Origin of the sequence: Streptomyces sp. NBC_00203 (assembly GCF_045206325.1) — a bacterium.
In the GTDB taxonomy this organism is placed as follows: Bacteria; Actinomycetota; Actinomycetes; order Streptomycetales; family Streptomycetaceae; genus Streptomyces; species Streptomyces lutosisoli.
In genome coordinates this window covers 10,166,561-10,190,220 of the sequence record NZ_CP108126.1, presented here as the reverse complement: position 1 = coordinate 10,190,220, position 23,660 = coordinate 10,166,561, and the positions used below count along the sequence as shown (strand labels likewise).

The 23,660-nt window shown below is 71.0% G+C and carries 21 protein-coding genes; 13 read left to right on the top strand and 8 right to left on the bottom strand.

All coding sequences use genetic code 11. The features are described from left to right. The first annotated feature begins 94 nt into the window (after window positions 1-94). From OG975_RS45170 to OG975_RS45150, 5 genes are all read left to right on the top strand, one after another. Window positions 95-1,456 carry a bifunctional o-acetylhomoserine/o-acetylserine sulfhydrylase gene (locus OG975_RS45170; protein ID WP_406335550.1) on the top strand — a complete coding sequence of 454 codons (1,362 nt, stop codon included), beginning with the start codon at window positions 95-97 and terminating at the stop codon, window positions 1,454-1,456. Next, a complete protein-coding gene (locus OG975_RS45165; protein ID WP_406336742.1) occupies window positions 1,453-2,598 on the top strand; it encodes a homoserine O-acetyltransferase in 1,146 nt (381 codons plus the stop codon). The genes OG975_RS45170 and OG975_RS45165 overlap by 4 nt, the downstream gene beginning before the upstream one ends. Window positions 2,599-2,768: 170 nt before the next feature. Beyond that, window positions 2,769-3,803, top strand: a complete 1,035-nt coding sequence (locus OG975_RS45160; RefSeq protein WP_406335549.1) for an MDR family NADP-dependent oxidoreductase — start codon at window positions 2,769-2,771, stop codon at window positions 3,801-3,803. A 51-nt stretch (window positions 3,804-3,854) separates the two neighbouring features. Then, the gene (locus OG975_RS45155) at window positions 3,855-4,226 is read left to right on the top strand and encodes a MerR family transcriptional regulator (protein WP_327434291.1); all 372 of its coding nucleotides are present in this window, start codon (window positions 3,855-3,857) and stop codon (window positions 4,224-4,226) included. A gap of 163 nt (window positions 4,227-4,389) precedes the next feature. Beyond that, window positions 4,390-5,523 (top strand): hypothetical protein, encoded by a 1,134-nt coding sequence (locus OG975_RS45150; protein ID WP_406335548.1) that lies wholly within the window; start codon window positions 4,390-4,392, stop codon window positions 5,521-5,523. Between the two features lie 64 nt (window positions 5,524-5,587). On the opposite strand, the gene OG975_RS45145 is transcribed toward OG975_RS45150, so the two are convergent. Continuing rightward, the gene (locus tag OG975_RS45145) at window positions 5,588-6,193 is read right to left on the bottom strand and encodes a GPP34 family phosphoprotein (protein ID WP_406335547.1); all 606 of its coding nucleotides are present in this window, start codon (window positions 6,191-6,193) and stop codon (window positions 5,588-5,590) included. 253 nt (window positions 6,194-6,446) lie between these two features. Here OG975_RS45145 and OG975_RS45140 point away from each other — a divergent pair, with 253 nt between their 5' ends. Further along, window positions 6,447-8,627: an FUSC family protein gene (locus tag OG975_RS45140; protein WP_406336741.1), complete on the top strand. Its 2,181-nt coding sequence runs from the start codon at window positions 6,447-6,449 to the stop codon at window positions 8,625-8,627. Window positions 8,628-8,660: 33 nt separating this feature from the next. On the opposite strand, the gene OG975_RS45135 is transcribed toward OG975_RS45140, so the two are convergent. The 4 genes from OG975_RS45135 to OG975_RS45120 form a co-directional block, all read right to left on the bottom strand. Next, window positions 8,661-9,101, bottom strand: coding sequence for an Lrp/AsnC family transcriptional regulator (locus OG975_RS45135; protein ID WP_406335545.1), 441 nt, complete (start codon window positions 9,099-9,101; stop codon window positions 8,661-8,663). Between the two features lie 44 nt (window positions 9,102-9,145). Then, window positions 9,146-10,495 carry a transaminase gene (locus OG975_RS45130; protein WP_406335543.1) on the bottom strand — a complete coding sequence of 450 codons (1,350 nt, stop codon included), beginning with the start codon at window positions 10,493-10,495 and terminating at the stop codon, window positions 9,146-9,148. 135 nt (window positions 10,496-10,630) lie between these two features. Then, on the bottom strand, window positions 10,631-11,710 hold the full coding sequence (locus tag OG975_RS45125; protein WP_406335542.1) for a dipeptidase: 1,080 nt from the start codon (window positions 11,708-11,710) through the stop codon (window positions 10,631-10,633). After that, window positions 11,707-13,056 carry an amidohydrolase family protein gene (locus OG975_RS45120; RefSeq protein ID WP_406335541.1) on the bottom strand — a complete coding sequence of 450 codons (1,350 nt, stop codon included), beginning with the start codon at window positions 13,054-13,056 and terminating at the stop codon, window positions 11,707-11,709. Before OG975_RS45120 ends, OG975_RS45125 begins: the two co-directional genes overlap by 4 nt. Window positions 13,057-13,189: 133 nt before the next feature. Between OG975_RS45120 and OG975_RS45115 the strand changes: the two genes are divergently transcribed. Both OG975_RS45115 and OG975_RS45110 read left to right on the top strand, forming a co-directional pair. After that, entirely contained in the window at window positions 13,190-13,966 is a 777-nt protein-coding gene (locus OG975_RS45115; RefSeq protein WP_406335540.1) for an IclR family transcriptional regulator, read from the top strand. Beyond that, window positions 13,963-14,913, top strand: a complete 951-nt coding sequence (locus OG975_RS45110; protein ID WP_406335539.1) for an ornithine cyclodeaminase family protein — start codon at window positions 13,963-13,965, stop codon at window positions 14,911-14,913. Before OG975_RS45115 ends, OG975_RS45110 begins: the two co-directional genes overlap by 4 nt. A 25-nt stretch (window positions 14,914-14,938) precedes the next feature. Here the strand turns inward: OG975_RS45110 and OG975_RS45105 are convergent, their stop codons facing one another. From OG975_RS45105 to OG975_RS45095, 3 genes are all read right to left on the bottom strand, one after another. Then, complete coding sequence (locus tag OG975_RS45105) at window positions 14,939-16,732, bottom strand: M48 family metalloprotease (protein ID WP_406335537.1); 1,794 nt, start codon at window positions 16,730-16,732, stop codon at window positions 14,939-14,941. Between the two features lie 74 nt (window positions 16,733-16,806). Further along, window positions 16,807-17,526, bottom strand: coding sequence for a hypothetical protein (locus OG975_RS45100; protein WP_406335535.1), 720 nt, complete (start codon window positions 17,524-17,526; stop codon window positions 16,807-16,809). 112 nt (window positions 17,527-17,638) lie between these two features. Then, entirely contained in the window at window positions 17,639-18,511 is an 873-nt protein-coding gene (locus OG975_RS45095) for a hypothetical protein (protein WP_406335534.1), read from the bottom strand. A gap of 190 nt (window positions 18,512-18,701) precedes the next feature. Between OG975_RS45095 and OG975_RS45090 the strand changes: the two genes are divergently transcribed. The 5 genes from OG975_RS45090 to OG975_RS45070 all read left to right on the top strand — a co-directional run bounded on the left by OG975_RS45090 (window position 18,702) and on the right by OG975_RS45070 (window position 23,623). Next, a complete protein-coding gene (locus OG975_RS45090) occupies window positions 18,702-19,406 on the top strand; it encodes a response regulator transcription factor (RefSeq protein WP_406335533.1) in 705 nt (234 codons plus the stop codon). Between the two features lie 306 nt (window positions 19,407-19,712). Further along, a complete protein-coding gene (locus OG975_RS45085; protein WP_406335531.1) occupies window positions 19,713-20,825 on the top strand; it encodes a sensor histidine kinase in 1,113 nt (370 codons plus the stop codon). 77 nt (window positions 20,826-20,902) lie between these two features. After that, complete coding sequence (locus OG975_RS45080) at window positions 20,903-21,301, top strand: hypothetical protein (RefSeq protein WP_406335530.1); 399 nt, start codon at window positions 20,903-20,905, stop codon at window positions 21,299-21,301. Beyond that, window positions 21,301-21,522: a hypothetical protein gene (locus OG975_RS45075; RefSeq protein WP_406335528.1), complete on the top strand. Its 222-nt coding sequence runs from the start codon at window positions 21,301-21,303 to the stop codon at window positions 21,520-21,522. The genes OG975_RS45080 and OG975_RS45075 overlap by 1 nt, the downstream gene beginning before the upstream one ends. A 241-nt stretch (window positions 21,523-21,763) precedes the next feature. After that, window positions 21,764-23,623, top strand: coding sequence for a M1 family aminopeptidase (locus tag OG975_RS45070; protein ID WP_406335527.1), 1,860 nt, complete (start codon window positions 21,764-21,766; stop codon window positions 23,621-23,623). Window positions 23,624-23,660: the final 37 nt, after the last annotated feature.

Sequence of the window (23,660 nt, the reverse complement as noted above, 5' to 3'; positions counted from 1 at the left end):
CGCGCCGCGCTGTCCTGCGCCCTGCCCTCCTCGGGTCCGGACAGCAGCCCTGCGGTCTCTTCACGCACCCCGCATGCCCGCACAAGGGAGAACCATGAGCCAGCCGATCGATTCCGTCACCGCCGGCCACACGCCCGAGGACGAACCCGCCGGGCCCGACACCTCGGCCTGGTCCTTCGAGACCAAGCAGATCCACGCCGGTGCCGCGCCGGACCCGACGACCGGGGCGCGGGCGACGCCGATCTACCAGACGACCTCGTTCGTCTTCCGCGACACCCAGCACGCCGCCGACCTGTTCTCGCTCGCCGAGCCGGGCAACATCTACACCCGTATCCACAACCCGACCCAGGACGTCTTCGAGCAGCGGATCGCCGCGCTCGAAGGCGGGGTCGCCGCGGTGGCCCTGGCCTCCGGGCAGGCCGCGGAGACCCTGGCCCTCCTCACTCTGGCGAGCGCGGGCGACCACATCGTCTCCAGCACGTCCCTGTACGGCGGCACGTACAACCTCTTCCGCCACACCCTGCCCAAATTCGGCATCGATGTGTCCTTCGTCGACGACCCGGACGACATCGACGCCTGGCGAGCGGCGATCCGGCCGAACACGAAGGCCCTGTTCGCCGAGACACTCGGCAATCCGCGCGGCAATGTGCTCGACGTACGGGCGGTCGCGGACGCCGCGCACGAGGCCGGCGTCCCACTGATCGTGGACAACACCGTGCCCACCCCGTATCTCCTGCGGCCCATCGAGCACGGCGCCGACATCGTCGTCCACTCGGCGACCAAGTTCCTCGGCGGCCACGGCACCACGATCGCGGGTGTCGTCGTGGACGGCGGCACCTTCGACTTCGGGGCGCATGCCGACCGCTTCCCCGACTTCAGTGAACCGGACCCCAGCTATCACGGCCTGCAGTACTGGCCCGCCCTCGGCCCGGGCGCCTTCGCCGTCAAGCTGCGGGTGCAGCTGCTCCGCGACATCGGGCCCGCCCTCTCCCCGCACTCGGCCTTCCTGCTGCTGCAGGGCGTGGAAACCCTCAGTCTGCGCATCGAGCGGCACTCCGCCAACGCCCAGGCGCTGGCCGAGTGGCTGGAGCAGCGCGACGAGGTCGCCGCCGTCCACTACCCGGGCCTGGAGTCCAACCGGTGGTACGAGGCGGGGCGCCGCTATCTGCCGCGCGGCGCCGGCGCAATCCTGGCCTTCGAACTGCGGGACGGGGTCGAGGCGGGCAAGCGGTTCGTCGACGCCGTCGAGCTGTTCAGTCATCTCGCCAACATCGGCGACGTACGCAGTCTCATCATCCATCCGGCATCTACCACCCACAGCCAGCTGGACGATGCGCAGTTGGCGGCGACCGGCACCTCCCCCGGCCTGGTGCGCCTGTCGGTCGGCATCGAGAACCTCGCCGATCTCAAGGCGGACCTGGAGGCCGGCTTCCGCGCGGCGAAGGGCGCGTCCTGAACACCGTACTGACGACCTCCGAGGTTCCCCTCCCGCCGGCCTCCGGGGCCTGGCGGGAGGGGGACCCGCCGGGTCGCCGCCAATGGCACGTGCGGGAGAAACCGCTGCCGTTGGAGGCGGGCGGTGAACTGCCCGGTGCGCGGCTCGCGTTCGAAACCTGGGGGCGGCTGGCACCTGACCGCTCCAATGCCGTACTCGTGCTCCACGCCCTCACCGGCGACAGCCATGCCGCCGGACCGGCCGAGCCCGGTCACCCCACCCCCGGCTGGTGGGACGGACTCATCGGGGCAGGTCTGGCATTGGACACAGACCGCTGGTTCGTCGTCGCACCCAACGTGCTGGGCGGCTGCCAGGGCAGCACCGGTCCGTCCTCGACGCGTCCCGACGGACGCCGCTGGGGTGGCACCTTCCCCTCTCTGACACAGCGCGACCAGGTCGCTGCGGAAGCCGGCCTGGCCGACGCACTCGGCATCGACCGCTGGGCCCTGGTGGTCGGCGGCTCCATGGGCGGGATGCGCGCCGTGGAGTGGGCCGTGTCGTATCCGGGGCGCACGAGCGCACTCCTCCTGCTCGCCACCACGGCGGCGGCGAGCGCGGAGCAGATCGCCTGGGCCAACATCCAGCTCCATGCCATCCGCAGCGACCCGCACTGGCGCGGCGGCGACTACCACGACACGGGCGGAAGTCCGCATGCGGGACTCGGCCTGGCCCGCCGCCTCGCCCATGTCACGTACCGCAGCGAGCCGGAATTGCAGGTCCGCTTCGGTCGCACGCCCCAGGGTACGGAGGACCCCTGGAACGGCGGCCGGTACCAGGTCGAGTCCTATCTCGACCACCACGCCGCCAAGCTGGTCCGCCGCTTCGACGCGGGCAGCTACGTCGTGCTGGCAGACGCCATGAACACGCACGACATCGGTCGCGGTCGCGGCGGTACGCGCGCCGCCCTGCGCCGCGTGACCGCCAGGACGGTTGTCGCCGGAGTGAGTTCGGACCGCCTGTATCCCCTCGCCCAGCAGGCGGAGCTGGCCGCCGGCATCCGCACAGCGGATCACCTCCGAGTGATCGAATCCCCCTACGGTCACGACGGCTTCCTCATCGAAGTGGAGCAGGTCGCCGCGCTCGTACGCGAACTCGTCGGTTAGCGGCGGCCGTTCAGCTCCGTCGATGTGATCTCCTCGGTTCTCCGGTCGGGCCTTCGCAGCTGTCTTGCCTTTGACGCGCACGTCAGGGGTTAGCGTCTGCGCGCCGGCAGCCGGACCGGTCCGGCTGTCACAGCCCGCGCTCACCCTCGAACCCGTTCAGGAGCCCCGACATGGCCGCTGTCCTGCCCTCCACGACCCGCGAGATCCTGCTGGCCGACGTCCCCCGTGGGCTGCCCGGGCCCGAGCACTTCACGGTCACGCAGAAGCCGGTCCCCGTCCCCGGTCCGGGACAAGTCGTCGTCCGGAACCGGTACTTCCTCGTGTTCCCCGGGCTGCGCACCCTGATCGGCGGCCAGGTCGACGGCGTGCCGCTGCCCCGCATCCACGCCGGCGACGCGCTGTTCGGTCCCGCTGTCGGTGAGGTCGTCGCGGCCGCGCCCGGCGGTCCGTTGCGCCCGGGGGACACGGTCACGCATCTGTTCGGGTGGCGCGAGCACGCGCTGGTGGCGGCGGCCGACTGCACTCCGCTGGGCGATGTCCTGCCCGACCCGGTGGCCCACCTGTCGTCCGGGTCGGCCGCCTACGGAGCACTGACCCGGCTCGCCGAAGTCCGCCCCGGCGACACCGTGTTCGTCACGGGCGCGGCGGGAGCCGTGGGAACGCTGGCGGGCCCCGTCGCGCGTTTGCTGGGCGCCACGAGGGTCATCGGGAGCACCCGTTCGCCGGACAAGGCCGAGCGGCTGCGGGCCGAACTCGGCTACGACGCGGTCGTGGCGCCGGGACCCCGGCCGATCGACGAGCAACTGGCCGCGGCGGCGCCGGACGGCATCGACGTGCTGCTGGACACCGTCGGCGGTGACCAGCTGGCCGCGGCTGTTCGCGCCGCGCGCCGGGGTGCCCGCTTCGCACTGGTCGGCGCGCTGTCAGGACAGTTGTCGCCGAGCCGGGACGGTGGCAGCGCACCCGCGGAGATCGACACCTTCCGGCTCGTCACCCAGGGCGTCTCGCTGCACGGCTACAGCGGCCAGGACCATCCGGAAGTGACGGAGGAATGGACCAAGCGCTTCGGGGACTGGCTGCGCTCCGGCGAGATCACCTTCCCGCATGTACGGATACCGGGCATGGATCACGCGGCTCGGGCGTTGCAGGAACTGTTCGAGGGGCGGCACTTCGGGACCGTCGTCGTGGAGTTGCCGCCTGTGTGATGCGTCGTCGCGCTCGGTCGCGGCGACGGAGACTGAGGCGTGAGGTCGGACATGCGGATCGGAGATGCGGCGGCAGCGGCGGGGACCACCCCGCGGGCACTGCGGTTCTACGAGGAGCGCGGCCTGTTGCCACCACCGCTGCGCACCGCCACCGGGCAACGTGAGTACGGGCCGGGTGAGGTGGCCAGAGTCCGCGTCATCCGTGAGCTGCTGGCACTTGGGCTCACCGTCGAGGATCTGCGCGGCGTCGCCGACCGGATCGACCTGCTGGTCGAGAATCCGCAACGGCAATGCGGGCGCCCCGACTCCGATGTCCCCGGCTCCGGGGTGGTCGACCGCAGACTCGCAGCCCTCGACGCCGAGATCGACCGCCTGACCCGTCTGCGCACCCGCCTGGCACTACGCACCTTCGGACAGCCGTGAGGACACATCCCACGCAATCAACACAATCGGTACAAATAGGAATAAATCGATAATAGTTACCCGAGACTGGACGTATGCGATCCATGCGGACCTCGCCTCTCGGCCGGTGACCTGCGCAGACCATACTGGGAGGGCACACCGCTCCCCAGCCGCAAAGTGACCGATGCCCAAGTCCTCCACCGACCGTGCCACGGCCCCGGAATCAGTCTGGCTGGCAAGCGGGCGCCACACCGGACCCACCCCGCAGAACGTCCTTCGGGACAACCTCCGCAAGCTGAAGGCCGCCGGGACCATCCAGGACTTCCTGGAGTCGGAGAACTCCGCGGCATCCGACGAGCATGTCTTCGAGGCCCGCTGGCTGGTCGCCGACGCCGTCACCGTACGGGCGCGGCTCACCACCGACCCGCGCGAGCACGCGGACGAAGAGCGTCGCTGGACGCTGGCGGCCGAGGCGGAGCGGCCCTGGGATGCCGCCTGGCCCTCCCCCGCGACCATGTTCTGGCCCGAGGACAGCGACTTCTCCTGGGACCACGACAGCGTGGAAGGGCTGCGCCTGCGGGACATCAACCCGCTGCCGAAGGAGGACGCGGCGCTGCGCCGCCTGCTGAGGGATGCGGCGCGCCACAGCTGGAGCATCAACGTCGTCGTCCACGAGGCGATGACCACCGACCACCTCGGCCGCCTCCCCCTGGCCCGGCTGCTTCCGCCCGGACTGCGGCATCGCGTCGTGGAACACCGGGCCGCGCCCGAGCAGTTCCAGGCCGTCAACTGGGCGCTGTACGACGTGGGGACGCGGGTGCCGCGCGGTGGCGCCGTCATTCTGCCCGGCACGCCTGCCCGGCTCGGGTACGACGAGCAGGACTTCAGCGTGCGCAGCGTGTTCCTCGACGGCTCGGAGCCGACCGAGCTCCTGGACAAGGTCGTACGGTATGCCGCGCTGCCCTGGCCGCTGCCGGACGAGGCGGCGCAGGCGCTCAACTCTCTCCGGCAGGACTGGCATCTGCTGACCCTCGAAGAGGAACTGGCGCACGCGCGGTCGCTGGTGGACGCCTATGCCGAAGCGCTCGACGCCATGACCAAGTCGCGTGACCTGTACCGCGAGGCGACCGAGCGCGCCCATGCGGCACTCGCCGAGGTCAAGGAGCTCCGGGGGACGGCGTCCTCCGCGCTCGGGACATCACGCCGACAGGACGGGCGCGCGCCGCACCCGCTGGCGAAGACGATTCAGCGGGTCACGGACACCATGAGGGCCCGGCGCGCACCGAGCGACGACGGGTCGAGCCGCCCAGACCACTGACGACGCGTCCGTTCCCGGCCTTGCCGCGCGACCCGCGGGTGGCCGTCACTCGTGCGGGTGCTCGTCACGCGCCTCGCCAGATATTGGCGAACGCCGCGTTTTCGAAGGCCCGCCTCTGGCGTACGGCTTCCAGTTCCAGCACCGCCTCGTCGACGGCGGCCAGCACGGTCGTCACCGTGTCGTCGACGGCGCCCGGGGAGTCCGTGCCGTGCACGTCGTGGATCCCTACGACCGCCGCGAGGGCCACGAGGACGGGCTCGTCCGCTGCCCAGCGGTTCATGGCCCGGCGGCGAGCGGGCGAGTCGGCCAGCGCCATTCGGGCGGCGCCGAGGGACAACCGGCCGCGCCGTTGCCGGGTGAGCAGGCCGGCCTCCTCGAAGGCGGCCAGATAGGTCGCGGACAGGTCACGGCCTCGGCGCCACAGCCAGTCTTCGACGCGCTCGTACGGCACCTGCCGGGCAAGCGACGACGCGGCCTCGGCCAACAGGGGATCATCCGTCGTCGGCTGCCGGGTCGGCACCATGCGGTCGCCGGCCAGCATGAGGGCCTCGGCGCGGAGGAGGTCGATCACCTCGGCTCCGGCCAGCGCGAGCGACAGGTCGCCCTGTCCCACGGGACAGCTCGGCTCCGCGTCGACGGCGATGATGAACAGGTCCTTGGCCGTGGTCATGAACGGCTCCCCTCGGAGTCATCGGCAACGAAACGATACGTCGCCGCGCGGTCGGTCCGGCGTCAGGCGGGTGCCGCAACGCGGGGCGGGACCCCGACGCGTGCCATGCTGGAACTCCGGATCATGACGGAGAACGGGGAAAAGCGGCAGCGTGAGGACAGCGACACGGCCGAGCCGGACGAGGATCTGGGGCCGGATCCGGCACCGGATCTGGGACCGGTTCGCGGCCTCCGACCCCGGGCTGTTGCGGCTCATGGCCGGGCTGCGGACAGTCGGCGCCATCGCGCTCACGCTCGCGGTCCTGGCGCTGCTCAAGGCCGATGTGAGCCACATGGTGGCCGGCGCCATGGCCGCCATGGTCGCGACCTTCGCCATCAAGGAGAAGCAGCGGCGCGAACAGGCCCTCACGCTCGCGCTCGGTCTGCCCGTGGCACTTGTGGCGATGTCGCTGGGAGCGCTGTTGAACACCAGGGTCGTCGCGGGCGACCTGTTCTTCATCGCCCTGATCTTCGCCGCTGTGTACAGCCGCCGGTTCGGTGATCGCGGTACGGCCCTGGGGCTCATCGGGTTTCAGATCTACTTCCTCTCCCTGTTCGTCGGAGCCAGCTTCTCCGCTCTGCCCGGGCTCTGCGGAACACTGGCCATCGCGTTCGCCTGCAGTGCGGTGGTGCGGTTCGGCCTGGTCGTCGAGACGCCCGAACGTGTCCTGCTGCGACTGCGCGAGGCCTTCCGGGCTCGTCTGGCCCAATTGGTGTCCGCCCAGATCGACCTGCTCGACGCCGGGCCCGACGGTGTCGAGAAGGCCCTGGAGGACGTACGCCGGCACACCGCGCGCCTCCACGAGAGCGCGCTGATGATCCAGGGGCGGCTGGAAGTGGGCACCAGCGACAGCGCCACCGCCTCGCTCGTCCAGCGCCGCGTGGCCGACGCCGAGATCGCCGCCGAGCGGCTCGATGTCCTCCTCCTCAGCGCGCGCAGCGCCGAACGCGCCCACACGCTCACCCTGCACCTCCCGGACGCGCCCGTGCCGGCGCCGAGCAACCGGCTGCGGGCACACGACGACACCACCGCGATGCTGCGCCGCGACCTCGACGCACTGCGCCTGCTGGTCGTCCGCCCCGTGGCGTTCGACCGCGGCACCGGGCTGGCCCATCTGCGCAACCGGCTGCTCGGCTACCGCGACGAGGAGAATCTGCCGCGCGCCTCGGCGGCCGTCCAGGACGTCTTCCGCGGCATCGGAGAGGCGGCGCGCGCCGTCCTTGGCCTGCGGCTGGCCCTCGACGGCCCCCAGGACGAATCCGACGACACACCGTCGACGACCCGTTCGCGCGAGGAACTGGAGGCCGAGGACGTCGCCATCGCCGGGTCCGAGGAGAGCGAGCCGGACGCGGACCGCCCCAAGGGCCTGGAGCGTCCCACGACCCGTGCCGCCGTCCAGGTGTCGGTGGGTTCGGCGCTGGCCATCGTCGGCGGGGAACTCCTGTCCAGCCAGCGCTGGTACTGGGCGGTGCTGACCTGCTGGGTCGTCTTCCTGAACACGGCGTCCACCGGGGAGATCCTCGTCAAGGGCTACCGCCGGCTGCTGGGCACCGTTCTCGGCGTCGTCGCCGGTGTCGTCCTGGCGGGCGTGGTCGGCAAGCACACCTGGACGGCGTTCGCCCTCGTACTGCTGTTCATCTTCGCCATGTTCTTCACCGCGCCGCTGTCGTACGCCCTGATGTCCTTCTTCGTCACCGCGATGCTGGGGCTGCTGTACACGCTGCTCAACACCTACAGTCCCGCGGTCCTCGTCCTGCGGATCGAGGAGACCGCGCTCGGCGCCGCCTGCGGTGTGATCGCAGCCGTCCTGATCCTGCCGGTCAATACCGATCGCCGCACCGATGAACTCCTCGGCACGGTGCTGACCCGGCTCGGTGACGTCACCGGTGCCGCGGTGGAACAGCTGAGCGGCGGGCCCGCGCTCGATCTGCTGGACATGGCCCGGGATCTCGACAAGGCACTCGACGATCTACGGTCCTCCACGCAGCCGTTGACCCATCCGATCACCCCGCTGCGGGCCCGCCGGCAGACCGTTCGCTACGTCGTGGCCCTGCTGGAGACGTGCGCCTACCACGCGCGTTCACTGGCGGCGACGGCCGAACTCCTCCCCTACAGCAAGACCGTCGCCGCGGACCCCCGCCTCAAGGTCGCGGGACAGCGCATCGCCCACAACATCGACGTCCTGGTCGCCCGGGTCGAGGACGACGACACGAGCGGGGTGGCCGAGACCGGCGCGAGCCTCGCGTCCATGCTGGAGACGGACGGAGGGGGTGCCCCTCGGCACGACCGCGTCACGCACCGGGTGCTGCGGCATCTGCAACGCCTGGACGAGGGCGTGATCGGCCTCGCCCGCCCGCTGGGGGTGCAGGTCTCGACAGCCGGCAGAGCGAGCTAGCCGGCCGCCGCGAGCACGCTACGGGAGCACCCGTCAGCCCACGTTCCACAGGAACCGGTGCGTGTGGATCCCGAAGTACGGGAACGACTGCACCTGGCGGACCCCTTCGATCGGACGGACGACGTCGTTGATGAAGTCCAGCAGATCCCGCGGGCCCGGGCAGACCACCTCGGCGAACAGGTCGAAGCCGCCGGAGGTCAGTACCGAGTAGACCACCTCGGCCCGTTCGGCCAGTGCGTCGGCGACCGTTCGCGGGTCGCCGTCGACGGCGATGCCGAGCAGGGCCATCGACTGTCCGCCCATGCCCATCGGGTCGGTGACTCCCACCACCTGCACGGCCTGGGAGTCGAGCAGTCGTTGCAGTCGCTGGCGGGCCGCCGACGCGGACAGGCCTACTTTGGGGCCGAGTTCGGCATACGCGATACGGCCGTCGATCTGCAGTTCGCGCAGAATGGCCCGGTCGATCTCGTCCACGCTGTTCCTCTCCCGCTCGTCGGCCCCAGGACCAACGGCGCTGTTCAGCCGACCAGTTCGGCCAGGGCGGCGGCGAAGACATCAGTGTGCGTGTCCACGTCCTCCTCCGTGGTGGCGGGGCACATGAGCGCCATGTTGTGGAACGGGGTCAGCAGGATGCCCCGGTTGGCGAGATAGAGGTGGAGGAAGTCCTCCAGCTCCGTGTCGGCGGCCCCGGCGGACTCTGTTCCGTTGCGCGGCGCGGGGTCGGTGAAGCGGTACTCGGTGCGGGCGCCGAGCCTGCTCACCGACCACGGGAGGGCCCAGGTGTCGATGCCGGCGCGCACCCCTGCCTCGAACCGTTCCGACAGCTTCGCCATCGAGTCGAAGGCCTCGTCGGTGAGGACGTGTTCCAGGGTCGCCCGCGTCGCGGCGACGGAGAGGGCGTTGCCGGCGAGGGTGCCGCCGACGCCGCCCATGTCGACCAGGTCCAGGTCGTCACGGTCCAGCAGCTGCTCGGCGAGTTCGGCCGAGAGCCCGTACGCGCCGGCCGGAATGCCTCCGCCGATCGCCTTGCCGATGGTGAGCAGGTCCGGCTCCAGGCCCCAGGCGGCGGTGCAGCCACCGGGTCCCGCGGAGAAGGTGTGCGTCTCGTCGTTGATGAGGAGGGTGCCGTACTGGCGCGTCAGCGCGCGCACGCCCTCCAGGTAGCCGGGCTCGGGCAGCACGATGCCGATGTTGGTGAGCGCGGGCTCCATGAGTACGGCGGCCACGTCGCCGTGGGCGAGTTCGCGCTCCAGCTGCGCCAGGTCGTTGAATTCGGCGACCCGGCTGGTGAGCGTGACGTCGCAGGGGGCGCCGACGTTGCCGGGGCGGGCGGTGCCGTGCCCGTCCGGGCCGACCACGATCAGCGACTCGTCGACGCTGCCGTGGTAGCTGTAGCTGTTCACCAGGATCTTCGGACGTCCGGTGACCGCCCGCGCCAGCCGGATGGACCAGCGGTTGGCGTCGGTCGCCGTCAGCGAGAAGCTCCAGCGCGCGAGGCCGAAGCGGCGGGTGAGCTCGGCACCGACCCATTCGGCGTCCTCGGTGGGCAGCATCGCGGTCGCGCCGCCGAGCTCCGCGAACCGGCTCCGCACCGCCTCGGCCACCACCGCGGGCGAATGACCGGCCATCGCGCCCGTGTCTCCGAGGCAGAAGTCGATGTACTCGTGGCCGTCGATGTCGGTGACGCGGGCGCCGCGCGCGGTGTCCAGGTAGCGGGGGAACGCTCCCGCGGTCTTGTTCATCCACGTCATCGGTACCCGGCCGAAGAGGTGGTCGGCCCGCTGGTAGGCGGCCTGGGAGCGCGGGTTGCGGCGCTCGGCCTCGGCACTCTCGCGGGCCAGGAGTTGCTGGAGGCGGGTGCGGTCCATTGAGGTACCCCTTCATCTGGTGACCGAATGCAGCGATGCTACGAATGAAAGCGTCGCTGGAGCAAGGCTCAGCGACCGATTCAGCTGCATCGACGATTGAATCGTCGGCTCGGAGGGGTCGTGATGGTCGCCGGGCTAGGAGGAACCCTCCGGCGCCCACACCCGGTCCGCGTAGTCCAGGAAGTTCGTGCCGAGGATCTTCTCGATGCGCTCGGAGCGGTAACCCCGCCGTTCCAGGAGGCGGATCAGCTCCCGGAACTGGTCCACTCCGCGCAGGTCGAGCACGAAGGGGAGTGTGTCGCCGCGCTCCCCCGCCGCGCCGACGCCGGCCTCGCGACGCAGGGCCACGTGCTCGGCGAGATGCGCCCGGTAGGCGTCGAGGTCGTCGATGGACGTGATGGTTCCGTCGGTGCCGATGCCGACGTGGTCCTCTCCGCACACGTTCACCGCGTGGTCGATGTGCTCGACGACGTCCGCGGCACGGGCGTGACCGGAGAGGTTGAGGAAGGGCATGAAGTAGATGCCCACGAAGCCGCCGCGCGAGGCCACCAGCCGGAGTTCCTCGTCGGTCTTGTTGCGCGGCAGGTCGGCCAGTGCCCGGCACCCCGTGTGGTTGATCGACACGGGACTGCGCGAGATCTTCGCGGCCTCCAGGCAGGTGCGTTCCCCGCTGTGGGAGAGGTCGACCATGAGGTGGTGGTCGCCCAGATCCTCGACGACGCGCCGGCCGAAGTCGCTCAGCCCCCGGTTGCCGGCCGCCATCGAACCGTCGCCGATGTGGTTGGCCTGGTTGTAGGTGAGCTGGACGACACGGACACCCAGGTCGGCGAAAGTGGCGATGCGACCTGTGTCCTCGCCGACGGCCACGGCGTTCTGGAAGCCGTAGATGACACCGATCCGGCCCTCACTCCTGGCCCGGTGGACATCGGCGACCGTGCGGACCTTCGTGAGATCCGCCGGGTTGTCCCGGATGATCGCGTCCCATACGGCTATCTCGTGCAGCGTGTGCTCGTACGGCGGCAGATCGCCCATGGTGTAGCCGAGCGTGATGTTGACGGCGGTGAGGCCGGAGGCGTGGGCGTCGGCCAGGGTCCGGGCGTCGACGGTGAGTTGCTCGCTGGAGGGGTTGAGCTGTGCGGCGGCCTCGGACGACCGCGGTGCGTTGGGATTGTCGAGCTGCCCGAGCGCGTTGATGATCATGGGGGTGGTGGTCATCGGGTCTCCTCGTCGCGGCCGGGCTCTTCGGCGTGGCTGTCTCCGGGCACGAACTCGCCGCGTTCGAAGCGACGGCCACGCTTGACGGTCAGCGTGACACTGCGCAGATGGCCGATGTCCCGCAGCGGATCGTCCTCCAGGACCACGAAGTTGGCGAGCTTGCCCGCTTCGACGCTTCCCATGACGTCCTCGGCACCGGCGCTCCGGGCGCCGATCAGCGTGGCCGAGCGCAGCACCTGCTCGGGCGGGATCCCACAGCGGCGTACGAGGAAGGCCAACTCCTCGTACAGCGCGGGGAAGGGGTCCTTGGGATCGGTCTCGTAGTCCGTGCCCGTGGAGATGTCGACGCCGGCGCGGTACGCCTGGGCGGTGATGCGTGCGGCGAGTTCGGTGTTGGCGGCCGCGCGGGCCGCGTCCTGTGGACCGTCGCCGGCCAGGGCGTCGCTCGCCCACATGCCGGCGGTCGCGTCGAGGACGGTCCCGCGCTGTCGCATCAGGGCGAAGAGTTCCTCAAGACGGGGATCGTCGCCGGTGGCGAACCGCTGGTGGTCGACCTGCGGTTTGTCCTTGTAGCTCGTCAGCTGCCCTTCGGCGCCCTCGAAGGCGAGCAGGGTGACATGCGAAACGCTGTCGGCGCCTGCCATGACGACCTGTCGGGGCGTGGCGGGGAAGACGGTGGCGTGGGCCCACACGGGGATGCCCTGGTGGTGTGCCTCCGCGGCGATCGAGGCGACGGCGGTGTGGTCGAGATCCGCGTAGACCTTGATCGCACAGGCGTGCGTTCCGCGCGCCAGGGCCACGGCCAGGCGCAGGTCCGTGTCGTCCGTGATGGCCTGCATCCACGGCACGGCGCCCGGCGTCTCCCCCTGGGACACCTGGTGGGTGCGCGGGTCGTCGAAGAAGCCCGGTCCCGCCATCAGCGCGGCGTAGCGGATGTCCGGGCCGGGGATCTCGCCGACCAACGCGGCCCGCGCGAGGTCGCCCACCTGCCGCAGGTCGTCGGCCATGTCGCGGATCGCGGTGACACCGCTGTAGACGAGCCTGCGCAGCACCGCCTCGGCCACCGGCCGGTCCGGAGGGGTCGCGATGTGCTGATGCGAGTCGATCAGGCCGGGCATGACGAAACGTCCGTCGAGATCGAAGACCTGCGCGTGCGCGGGCAGATCCTCGGCGAGCACGGCATCGTCGGCGACCGCGCGGATCGTCGGGCCGTCGATCAGGATCGACGTCGAGGGCCGGGGCGGCCGACCGGTGCCGTCGAACAGCGTGGCACCGCGGTACACCGCGACCGCCCCCTTCTGCGGGGGCGCGTGCGGGGTGGGTGCGCCCGATACCTCGTTCGTCATCTTCACCTCAGTCTCTGCTTGTTGCGGTGCTTGCCAGAGGGGCTTGTTACGCTCTGCGTAACAGATGTATCGCCTGCAGAAACATGCGTTACCGTACGCTCGCACCTCCCGACGCCACAAGGAGTGGTCGGAATTGCCCGAAGCGCCTCGCACCGCGGTGGACAAGGCCCTTGACCTGGTCGAGGCAGTGGCCCGTGCGTCCCAGCCGCCGCGCCTCACCGACCTGGCCGAGGAGGTCGGCCTGCACCGTGCCACCGCCTACCGCGTGCTCCTCGACCTCGTACGCCGCGGCTGGGTGCTGCGGGCCGGCGACCGCTATCTGCCCGGCACCGCGGTGCTGCGGTTGTCGTCCTCCGCGGCCAGGAACTCCCTCGCCGCGCTCGCCCGTCCGGTGCTCACCACCCTGTCCGAACGCACCGGCCTGATGGTCAACCTCCAGGTGCCGGAGGCCGACAGGTCCCGGGTGATCGACGTCGTACGGCCCGATCGCCTCGCCATGATCAGTCACCTGATGGGCGAGGCCCTGCCCGTCCACCGGTTCGCCGGCCCCCTCGCCCTGGTCGCCGCGCTCGACCCGTCCGCTCGCGCCCCCTATCTCCGCCCCGCGGAGGAGGCCGGGTACGAGCTGACCGGGCCGGACGGGCTGCTGGCCGACATCGAGCGCACCGAGCGGTCCGGATTCGCCGTCGAGTACGGCCGCAACGAGCAGCCCGTCGCCTCCCTCAGCCGTGCCGTTGTCCCCCAGCCGGGCGCGCCCGTCTGTGCCCTGACCGTCGTGGGCCTGAACGCGGAGTTCGACGCTTCCCGCCTTCCCCGGCTGCGACAGGACCTGCGGGAGGCGACCGACGAACTGCGGCGGATCCTCTCCGGCTCCGGCGCACCCACCACACCCTCGGACGGTCCGTCATGAGCGAGATCCGCTTCCTCGACGGCGCGCAGACGCGTGCCGCGCTCGACCCGCACCGCGTCATCGACGCCGTAGCGACGGCCCTCATCGCCATCAGCCAGGGCGAGGCCTCCGCGCCACCGCGGATCGCGGCCCGCGCCCCGGGTGGACTGCTGGGCGCCATGCCCGGTTACGTTCCCGGACTCGGGCTCGCGGCCAAACTCGTCTCCGTGTTCGCCGACCCCGCACAGCCCGGACGCAGCAGTCACCGCGGCATCGTCGCGCTCTTCGACGCCGAGGACGGCCGCCCGCTGGCCCTGATGGACGCCGAGCCCCTCACCGAGATCCGCACCGCGGCCGCCGCCACCCTCAGCGCCCGCGTCCTGGCCCGCCCCCACCCCACCCGCGTCGCCGTCATCGGGACCGGCGCCCAGGCGCGTGCCCAGATCCGGCTGCTCGCCGCCATCGATCCCACGACCCCGGTCAGCGTCGGCGGCCGCGACCCACAACGCGCCGAGAGCTCCGCCGCTCTCCATCCCGCGGGCCGGGCCGCACCCGGTATCGAGGCGGCGGTACGCGAGGCCGACACGGTCTTCTGCTGCACCGGAGCGGTCGAGCCCGTGATCCTCCGCGCCTGGCTCGCCCCCGGCGCACACATCAGCTCGGTGGGGGGATCCCACGGGCCCGAACTGGACGCCGGCACCGTCCACGACGCCACACTCTTCGCCGAGTGGCCCGGCGCCGCCACGACCCAACCCCCGTCCGGCGCACACGAGTTGCAGGACCTCCCTGCCGGGCGGCCCGTCACACTCCTCGGCTCCGTCCTCTCCGGCCACCACCCCGGCCGCCGGACCGACGCCGAACTCACCCTCTTCAAATCCACCGGCCATGCCGCGCTGGACGTAGCCGCCGCGCATGTCGCCCACACCGTCGCCGAAGACGGCGACGTGGGCACGCGCATCGAGATGTGACTCCCCCGGCGCCACGCTTCGGCAGTCACTGACCGCTCAGCGTCAGGGAAAAGCGCTGCGCCGTGCTCGAAGTGGACGTGAACTCCCGGCAGTCGACCACGGCCCGCATGGCCAGTGTCGCCGCCCTGATGAGGTCCAGTCGGGGCGACTGGTCCGTGCCGACGACGAGGCGGGCCTCCGTCCAGGTCGTGGTCGTGCCGACAGCGGTGTGTTCCGTGCGCTGCCCGGTGAACCATCGTGTCGCGCCGTCGGTGCCGCTACCGCGCAGAACGGGAACACCGGCGACATCGGCGCTCAGGCTGCCGTCGCCGTGCAGCGTCCAGCGGGCCCCACGGAGCCGTTCGCCCACGTCCTGGGCCTGAGCCGTGGATCCCGACAGCGCTTCGACGGACGTGACCCTCAGGGTGCGGAAGGTCTGCGGTCCGTCCGACTGGTGCGGTGCCGCATCGCCGGACGCCGTCGGGCTTCCTCGCGTGAAGGAGGGGAGCCCCGGCGGACGCGTCGGAGCAGGTGGTGCCGAAGCGCTGGGACACACGGTCGAGGTGCCCCCGCCGCCGCCCCCGCCCGGCACCCCGGTGGACGCGGTCGCGTGCCCGTCGTGGCCCTCGGCGAAGACGTCCCCGGTCGGCCTGGACACAAGGGGCAGAAGTCCGACGAGCAGGACAACCGCGGGAAACAGGACGGCTGTCGCGTACACCCTCGACGAGACGGAGACAGCGGACCGGGCTCCGGCCGACGACCGGACGCCGGTCGCCAGGGGCCAGACAAGGACGACGGCGAGCGTGGCCCACCAGGCGGGGTCCGCCGTCAGCGCGTCATGGGCCAGCGCGAGAACCTCCCTGCTGGCACGATCCCACGAAGCGCCCAGCAGCACGTATGCCGGCACCGCACCCAGCATCGTCAGGAGCAGCTGGGTGAGCAGGGCGAACGGCCACAGCAGCGTCAACAGGAGCAGTACCCCGCCGGTTTCCGCGCGCGACGCGAACCAGATCCGTAACCCCGCGGGCGGGTGATAGAGCCGGGCCGGCCCTCCGCGATCCCCCTCCTCCAGGCGACGCAGCGCACGTACGAGGGTGTCGGCCCCCGCTGCCCGGGCGGCGTGTCGATCCGCCCCCAGTTCCGCCGACCAGAGCGCGGCGACCACCAGGAGCAGCACTTTCGGCACGCTGAACAGGACCAGGACGACCTCGGCGAGCGTCAGAGGGGCGGTCGCGTTGCCGGTGACGAACAACAGGGTGACCGGTACGACGACGAGGCCCCCGAGCACGTACGGCCAGACACGGACGAGGGCGGTGAAGGGGCTGCCGAGCCCGGCCACATGCTGCTCGCCGTGGCGCAGATGCCCGAGTTCGTGCAGGAGGACCGCGCGGGCCGCCTCCACATCCGCCTCCCACAGGTGGACGAGCGAAGCGAAGACGCCGATCCGCGTGACGCGCCAACCGCCCGGGTAGACGCGGGCGGAGAAGCCCGCCTGGGTACTGAAGCGCAGTTGAGTGCCGGGCGCGTGCTCGGTGAGGAAGGCCGCCATCTCATCGTGGAAATGCGGTTCCGGGACTTCGCCCGGCGCCCTCGGCGCCCCTGCCGCCGGAGCCATCAGCGGATGGTCGGGCGGCAGCAGTCCGTAGCGCCGCTCGACGAAGTGGCAGCGGGCCCGCGGGGCGAAGAGCGCGAGGGCTGCCGCCAGCAGGAAGAAGAGGGGCAGGAGTTGGACCAGGCTGAGCAGCGCGGTGACGAACCGGCCATGGCCGGCCTCGCTGAACTGCCCCAGTCCCGTACCGACCCCGAAGGCGTGGCCGATCAGGGTGGGGACCTGCGCCAAGAACAGGAGCAGCGTCAGCCACAGCCACGGAGGGGGATTCCATGAGCGGGCGGGCCGAGTGGGAGAAGGCCCACTCATGGCGTCGTGCGATGGCGTCCGACGCGGGACAGCAGGCCCGACGCGGCGGCGATGAACCGGCTCGGTCCCGTCTGCCGGAGGCGGGTGGCGCTCACGTCCGGCTGCGGGGGCTCCTCGCCCACGAGAGCGTCGAGGAACGCTGCCGCGTCGGCCGGATCCCCCTCGGTCAGGAACTGGGCGGTCACCCTGGCGGCCAGTTCGTCGGCTTCGGCCGGCTCGATCCCCCGGGCTCGGAGCCGTTCACTCATCCGCAGGGCGGCTCGCATGACCTCCAGCGAGGGCACGGCGGACGATGCTCCAGGGTCGGGCGCGGCCGACGACGCTCCGGGGCCGGGCGCGGTGTCCTCTCCCGGCTGCGGTGACTCGGTGGAGGCCGGCGCGGTCTCGGCATGGTCGGACGCGGAGCCGGAACGATGTGCCCGCAGTCCGACCAGCAAGCCGGTGACGGACAGCACATTGCTCAACTGTGGACTTCCCAAAGCGGACTTGAGGGCCTCGGCGGCGTAAGCGAGCCCGTCCAGCACCGCGGGCAGGACGGATGCCGTCCCGCCTCCCATCCCACCCGGCGCGTGTCCGCTCGGCGAGAAGAGGGTTCGGCGAGTGGCGCCGCCCGCCGCGTACGCCCGAGTGGTCTGCGCTGCGAGCGCGGTCTCGCCGGGCGCGGACCACGCGGCGATCCTCACACCCCAGCGGTCGAGTCGGTCGGTCGCCGTCATCCGGTCTCCCCATGTCCGTTCTGCCAAAGTCCGTTCTGCCCATGTCCGTTCTGCCGATATCCGATCTGCGCATGTCCGGTTGGCGCATGTCCGGTTGGCCGCCCCCGCCGTCTCACGAGGCGGTTCCTTCGAACGTGAAGTGGAACTCGATCAGACTGTCGGTGCTGCTGCCTTCGGCCGTCAGGGTTGCCGTGGAGTCGTCGAGTTGTCCATTGAGGGTCGTACCGGAGGCGAGTGCGTGTGGGTAGCCCCCGGGCAGCTGGCCGAGGTCGGACCGGCAGGCCACGACGGGGCTGGACCAGTTGAACAGATTGAGCGCCACGGCCTCCTGGGTGTGGGGGTCGGTCAGCCGGGCGTCCAGTTCGCCGTCGGACCAGTCCATGTCCCAGTACGTCAACAGCACCTGCGGATCACGGGGGTTGCCCGCCACGTCCTGGCCGGAGGTCGTGCTGACCGCCGAGGACCAGAACGAGACCGCGCCGGCCCGGGACGGGTCACCCGCCGCGAACAGCAGGGAGAACGGGTTGTTCTCGGTCTCGTCGCCGCCGGTCCGCGGCCGGCTCAGGTTGAGCGTGCTGTCCAGGGAGTAGCTCTGGCTGTCGGCCAGGCGGCGGGAGCCGTCGGCATTGCAGTAGTCGTAGACGTCGACGGAGATGTCCGCGGTACCGCTGTAGGCCTTGCCCCACAACGCCGAGGCGTCCGACGTGCCGTCGGACGCCGGATCGTCCGGGGGCGAGGGCGTGACCGGGTCTTCGGACTCGGTCGTCGGTACGTCGGTGACCGAGGGCGTCGGTTCCGGCGGCGAGGCCGACGCCGACGGACTGGACGCGATGGTGCTCGCGGGAGCCGTCGACGCTCCGGCTGTCGGCGAGCCGTCGTCCCCGCAGCCGGTCAGCGTGGCGCACATGAGCCCCAGACAGACCGCTGCGATCGGGCGGGCCCGGGTGAATCCGGGCAGCACTCCCCCACCTGTCATGACGGACATGACATCCCCTCCCCCACACCTGATGGCTCCCCCACGAGCCCTCAGGACAGGGGACGTTACGCTTCGCGGTCGCTCCATTACGCCGCACAAATCCTTCGTTACCGTTTCGTGCCTGCGGACGGCGAGCTGATGCACTATGGGCGGCGAACAGGAGCGCGACGGCCTGTTCGACCGAGCTGGGGGTGTGGCGATGAGCGGAGACCTGGGCCGTGTCCTGGTCGTCGACGACGACGCGGCGATACGCCGTTCACTGGAACGCGGTCTGCGGCTCGGCGGGTTCACCGTGGACCTCGCCGACGGCGGCCGCCCGGCACTGGCCGTGGCCCGACGGACGCCGCCGGACGCGATCGTGCTGGACATCTCCATGCCGGACCTCAGCGGCATCGACGTGTGCCGGACGCTGCGCGGCGAGAACAACGACGTACCCGTCCTGATGCTCTCCGCGCTCGACGAGACCGCCGACCGGATCGCGGGACTGCAGGCCGGCGGTGACGACTACCTGGTCAAGCCCTTCGCCCTGCAGGAGCTGGTCCTGCGCCTGCAGGCGCTGTTGCGGCGCCGGCCTCCGCGGGACACCGACACCGTACGGGTCGGCGGGCTACTGCTGGATCCCGCGGCCCGCCGGGTGATGCTCGACGGGAACCCCCTGGACCTGACGCGGCGCGAGTTCGAGCTTCTCCATGTCCTCGCGCGCAATGCCGGTCTCGTGCTCAGCCGCGACCAGCTCCTCGACCGCGTCTGGGGGTACGACTTCGATGTGCGCACCGACGCGGTGGACACCTTCGTGAGCTACCTGCGGCGCAAACTGGAGACATCGGGCCGCTCCCGGATCATCCACACCGTACGGGGAGTGGGCTTCGTTCTGCGGGACGACAGTGCGGGTTCCGGGCGATGAGGCTGTCCACGCGGATCGCCCTGGCCGTCGGGGCCAGCGTGCCCGTACTGGTTCTGGCCACCGGCTGGCTGCTGCTGCGGCTGGTGGCGGCGGATCTGCACGACCAGCAGGACGCTCACCTGCGCGAGCGCGCCACGGCCGTGGCCAAGGACGCCCGTGGGCTGCTGCGGGCGAGCGCCGCCGACCGGTCGGCGGCGGTGGAACAGGCCCGCGAGCGGCGGCTGTTCACCTCCGCCCTGGACGTCGGCGTACGGCTGATCGGTCCCGAGGAGACCTTCACCGGCGGCCCGCAGCCGGAGCTGGCGGGTGCTGTCGACGCGGGTGACCGGCGCGCGGCCCGGCGTCCGCGGCACGCTCTGGCTGTTCGCGCCGGACACGGCGGGGGAGGCACAGCTGCGTCTGGTCCGCGGACGCGTGGTGACCGTCGCGCTGCTCGCCGCGCCGCTGTCCGGGCTGCTCGCCGGGGCCGTCGCCTCGCGTGCGAGCCGTCCGCTGCGCCGCCTGCGGGACAGCGCGAGCGGCCTGGACCCGCGCACCAGCACCGCCCGGCTGGACCACGCGCCGACCCGGATCGCCGAGGTCGACGATCTGGCGCACACCCTCCAGACGGTCCTGACCCGCTATGACGAACAGGCCGCCAGAACCGCCGAAGCACTCGCCACGGCCCGTTCCTTCGCCTCGGCCGCCTCGCACGAACTGCGCACTCCGCTGATGAGCATGCAGACCAACCTGGAGATCCTCACCGCGCATCCGGAGCTTCCCGGACCCGACCGCGACGAAACGCTGGGCGACCTTCGCCGCGAACACGCCCGGCTGTTGGGGCTGTTGGTGATGCTGCGCGAGCTCGGTCGTGGCGATCTGGTCGAGGCGGACGCCTTCGGCCCGGTGGATCTGGCGGACGTCGTCGAGGCGAGCGCGGAGGACCAGGTGCGACGCCATCCGCTCGCACGGATCTCCAGCGACTGCCCGCCCGGTCTGTATGTCCACGGCTGGGAGCCGGGACTGCGCACGGTCGTGGACAACCTCCTCGCCAACGCGCTCGTGCACGGGTGCGAGCACGGTCGGCCCGCGAGGGTCGACGTCACGCTGCGCGCGAGCGGCGGCCACGCGATCCTCGTCGTCGACGACCGGGGTCCGGGCATCCCGCCCGATCGTCGCGCCGAGGTCTTCGAACGCTTCAATCGCCGAGCGGACAGCCCGGGTTCCGGCCTCGGACTCACCCTCGTCGCCCAGCAGATCGACCTGCACCGGGGCCGCATCCGTGTCGTTGACCCGCCGGCAGGGCCGGGCATCCGGATCGAGGTCGTCCTGCCGCTCCTCGACGGCGCGGCCGGCACGGAAACGACGCTTCCCCTCCAGCGCAACTGGATGATCTCGACCGCGGACCGGCCACAAGAATTCCACAAAGAAGACTCCTAACTTGCCGGGGCGTGAGGGCCTGTGAGGGCTCGTGCGGGCCCGTGAGGGCAACCGCCGCGCAACACGAAGGAGTTCGCATGCCAAGGACCAGGACAACCGTCATCTCGCTGATCGCCGTCGGCACCCTGCTCGGCACCGCGGGCGCCGCCACGGCCGACGACCCGCACCCCGGGCCGTCGGGCACCCCCACGGGTGACGGCGCGCCGGGGCTCTGCAAGCGCGCGCCGAAGATCGACCACCGGATCGACCGGATCCTCGACCGGCTGCACGCGGACGCGTCACGGCGTGGCTCCCTCGCCCGCCTGGAACAGCGCGTGGCCGCCGCCAAGTCGGCGGGACACACGGAGATCGAGACCTACCTGAACGACAGGCTCACCTTCCGGCGTTCCCTCGTTCCCACCCTGGAAGCCCGTCAGAAGGATCTGGCGGACGTACAGAAGTGGTGCAAGGCCCACGACAACGGAGCCGACAACTGATGCGCGCCCCCCACGCCGGCGTGGCCACCTGCGCCGCCGTACTGCTGCTGTCGCTGACGGCATGCGGCGGCCACGCCGAGAACACGCACAGCCCGGCGCCTTCCTCCTCTTCCTCCTCTCCTTCCTCTTCCTCCTCCACGGACCTCGCTCAGCTGCGGAAGCTGGTGAACGACGCCGAGTCGGCGGCGAGTTCGGCGGAGTCCGAGATGGCGCGGGAGTGACGGCGGGCGCGCCCCAACCCCTGGTCGCGGTTGACGCCCGCGCTGGGCGAAACGGATCAGTAGGACCACTTTCACTCACTTCGATGGCATGACTCCGTCAAATCTGCCACGCTTCCGGCAGCCGTCGCCCTGATCCCAGGGAGGCGCAACGGACATCTCACCCGGCCGCCCTCCGGCGCACCCAAGCCTCCCGGCGGCCACCGAGCAGGCCGTAACCCCGGCCGCCTCAAAGGAGATTCGCGTGAGACCAACCCCCCACAGGGCCCTCGCGGCGGGCGCACTCGCCCTCGTCGCGTCGGCCGGATTCCTGCTCCCCGTCACCCCGGCGGCGGCAGCACCGACCGCGGCGCCACTGGCCGCCGCCTGCACCCCGGCCCAGGTGGTCACCAACGGCGGTTTCGAGAGCGGTACTTCGCCCTGGACCCAGTCGTCGACCAGTGTGATCACCAACCGCACCGGCCAGACCGCCCATGGCGGCAGCAGCTTCGCCTGGCTGGACGGTGTCGGCAGCACACACACCGACACCCTCTCGCAGAGCGTCACGATCCCCTCCGGGTGCAGCAGCGCCACGCTCACCTTCTGGCTGCACATCGACACCACCGAGACGACCTCGTCAACCGCGTACGACAAGCTGACGGCGAAGATCGGCAGTACGACGCTGGCGACGTACTCGAACCTCAACAAGGCCACCGGTTATGTGCAGAAGTCGTTCGACGTGTCGTCGTTCGCGGGCCAGACCGTGAGCGTCGCCTTCACCGGCACGGAGGACTCCAGCCTCCAGACGAGCTTCGTCCTCGACGACATCGCGCTCAACACCTCGGGTGACACGACCCCGCCCGCGGACTCGACGCGCACGCCGGCTGCGCCGTCGTACACCGTCAGTCTGAGCAGCAACACGAGCGGCACCGTCTGGACCGGCCACGAGAGCGTGACCTTCACCAACGCCTCCTCCACCGCGCTCAGCGAGGTGTACCTGAGGCTGTGGGACAACTACCACGGCACCTGCTCCGCGATGCCGATCGCGGTCAGCAACGTCACCGGCGGCACCGCGGGCGCCCTGTCAGTCGGCTGCACGGCCCAGCAGATCGCCCTGCCGACCCCGCTGGCCCAGGGCCAGAGCGCCACCATCGGCTTCGACCTGGGCATCACCGTCCCGAGCGGCGCCGACCGGTTCGGCTACGACGGGGCGTTCAGCATGATCGGCAACGCCCTGCCCGTGCTCGCGGTCAAGGACGGGGCCGGCTGGCATCTGGACCCGTACACGAACAACGGCGAGTCGTTCTACTCCCTGGCCGCCGACTTCAAGGTGACCCTCGACCACCCGACCACCCTGCTGGTGCCCGCCACCGGCGCCTCGGTGGACACCCCCGGCTCCAGCGGACGTACGGTGACCACGGCCACCGCCTCCAAGGTGCGTGACTTCGCCTGGGCGGCGGGCCCGTTCACCAAGATCTCGGGTACGTCGACGGCGGGCACCCCGATCAACATCTACTCCGTCTCGGGCATCAGCTCGTCCGACGCCCAGTCGATGCTCACCACCGCGAAGACCGCCGTGGACGCCCACGCGGGACGCTTCGGCGCCTACCCGTACGGCGAGCTGGACGCGGTGATCGACAACAACTTCTGGTTCGGCGGCATGGAGTACCCCGGGTTCGTCCTCGACCTGGTCAGCACCACGGCGCTCACCCACGAGATCGGCCACCAGTGGTTCTACGGGATCGTCGGCGACGACGAGTACAACAGCCCGTGGCTCGATGAGGCGTTCACCGACTACGCCACCGATCTGGCGCTGAACAAGACCGGCACGAGCTGCTGGAACAGCGTTTCGTGGGCCTCGACGGCGGAGAAGATCACCAACTCGATGGCGTACTGGGACGCCCACTCGTCCCGCTACTCCACCGTCGTCTACGGCTACGGCAAGTGCGCGCTGCACGATCTGCGGCGCGTCCTCGGCGACACCGTCATGGCCAAACTCCTGAAGGACTACGCCACTTCGCACTGGTACGGCGTCTCCACCACGGCCGAGTTCAAGGCGGCCGCCCAGGCCGCCACGACCACGGACCTGACGTCGTTCTGGACAACCCACCGCATCGAGGGCTGACCCGGGATCGGTTCACCGCGGCCGGCGCCCTGGGGTG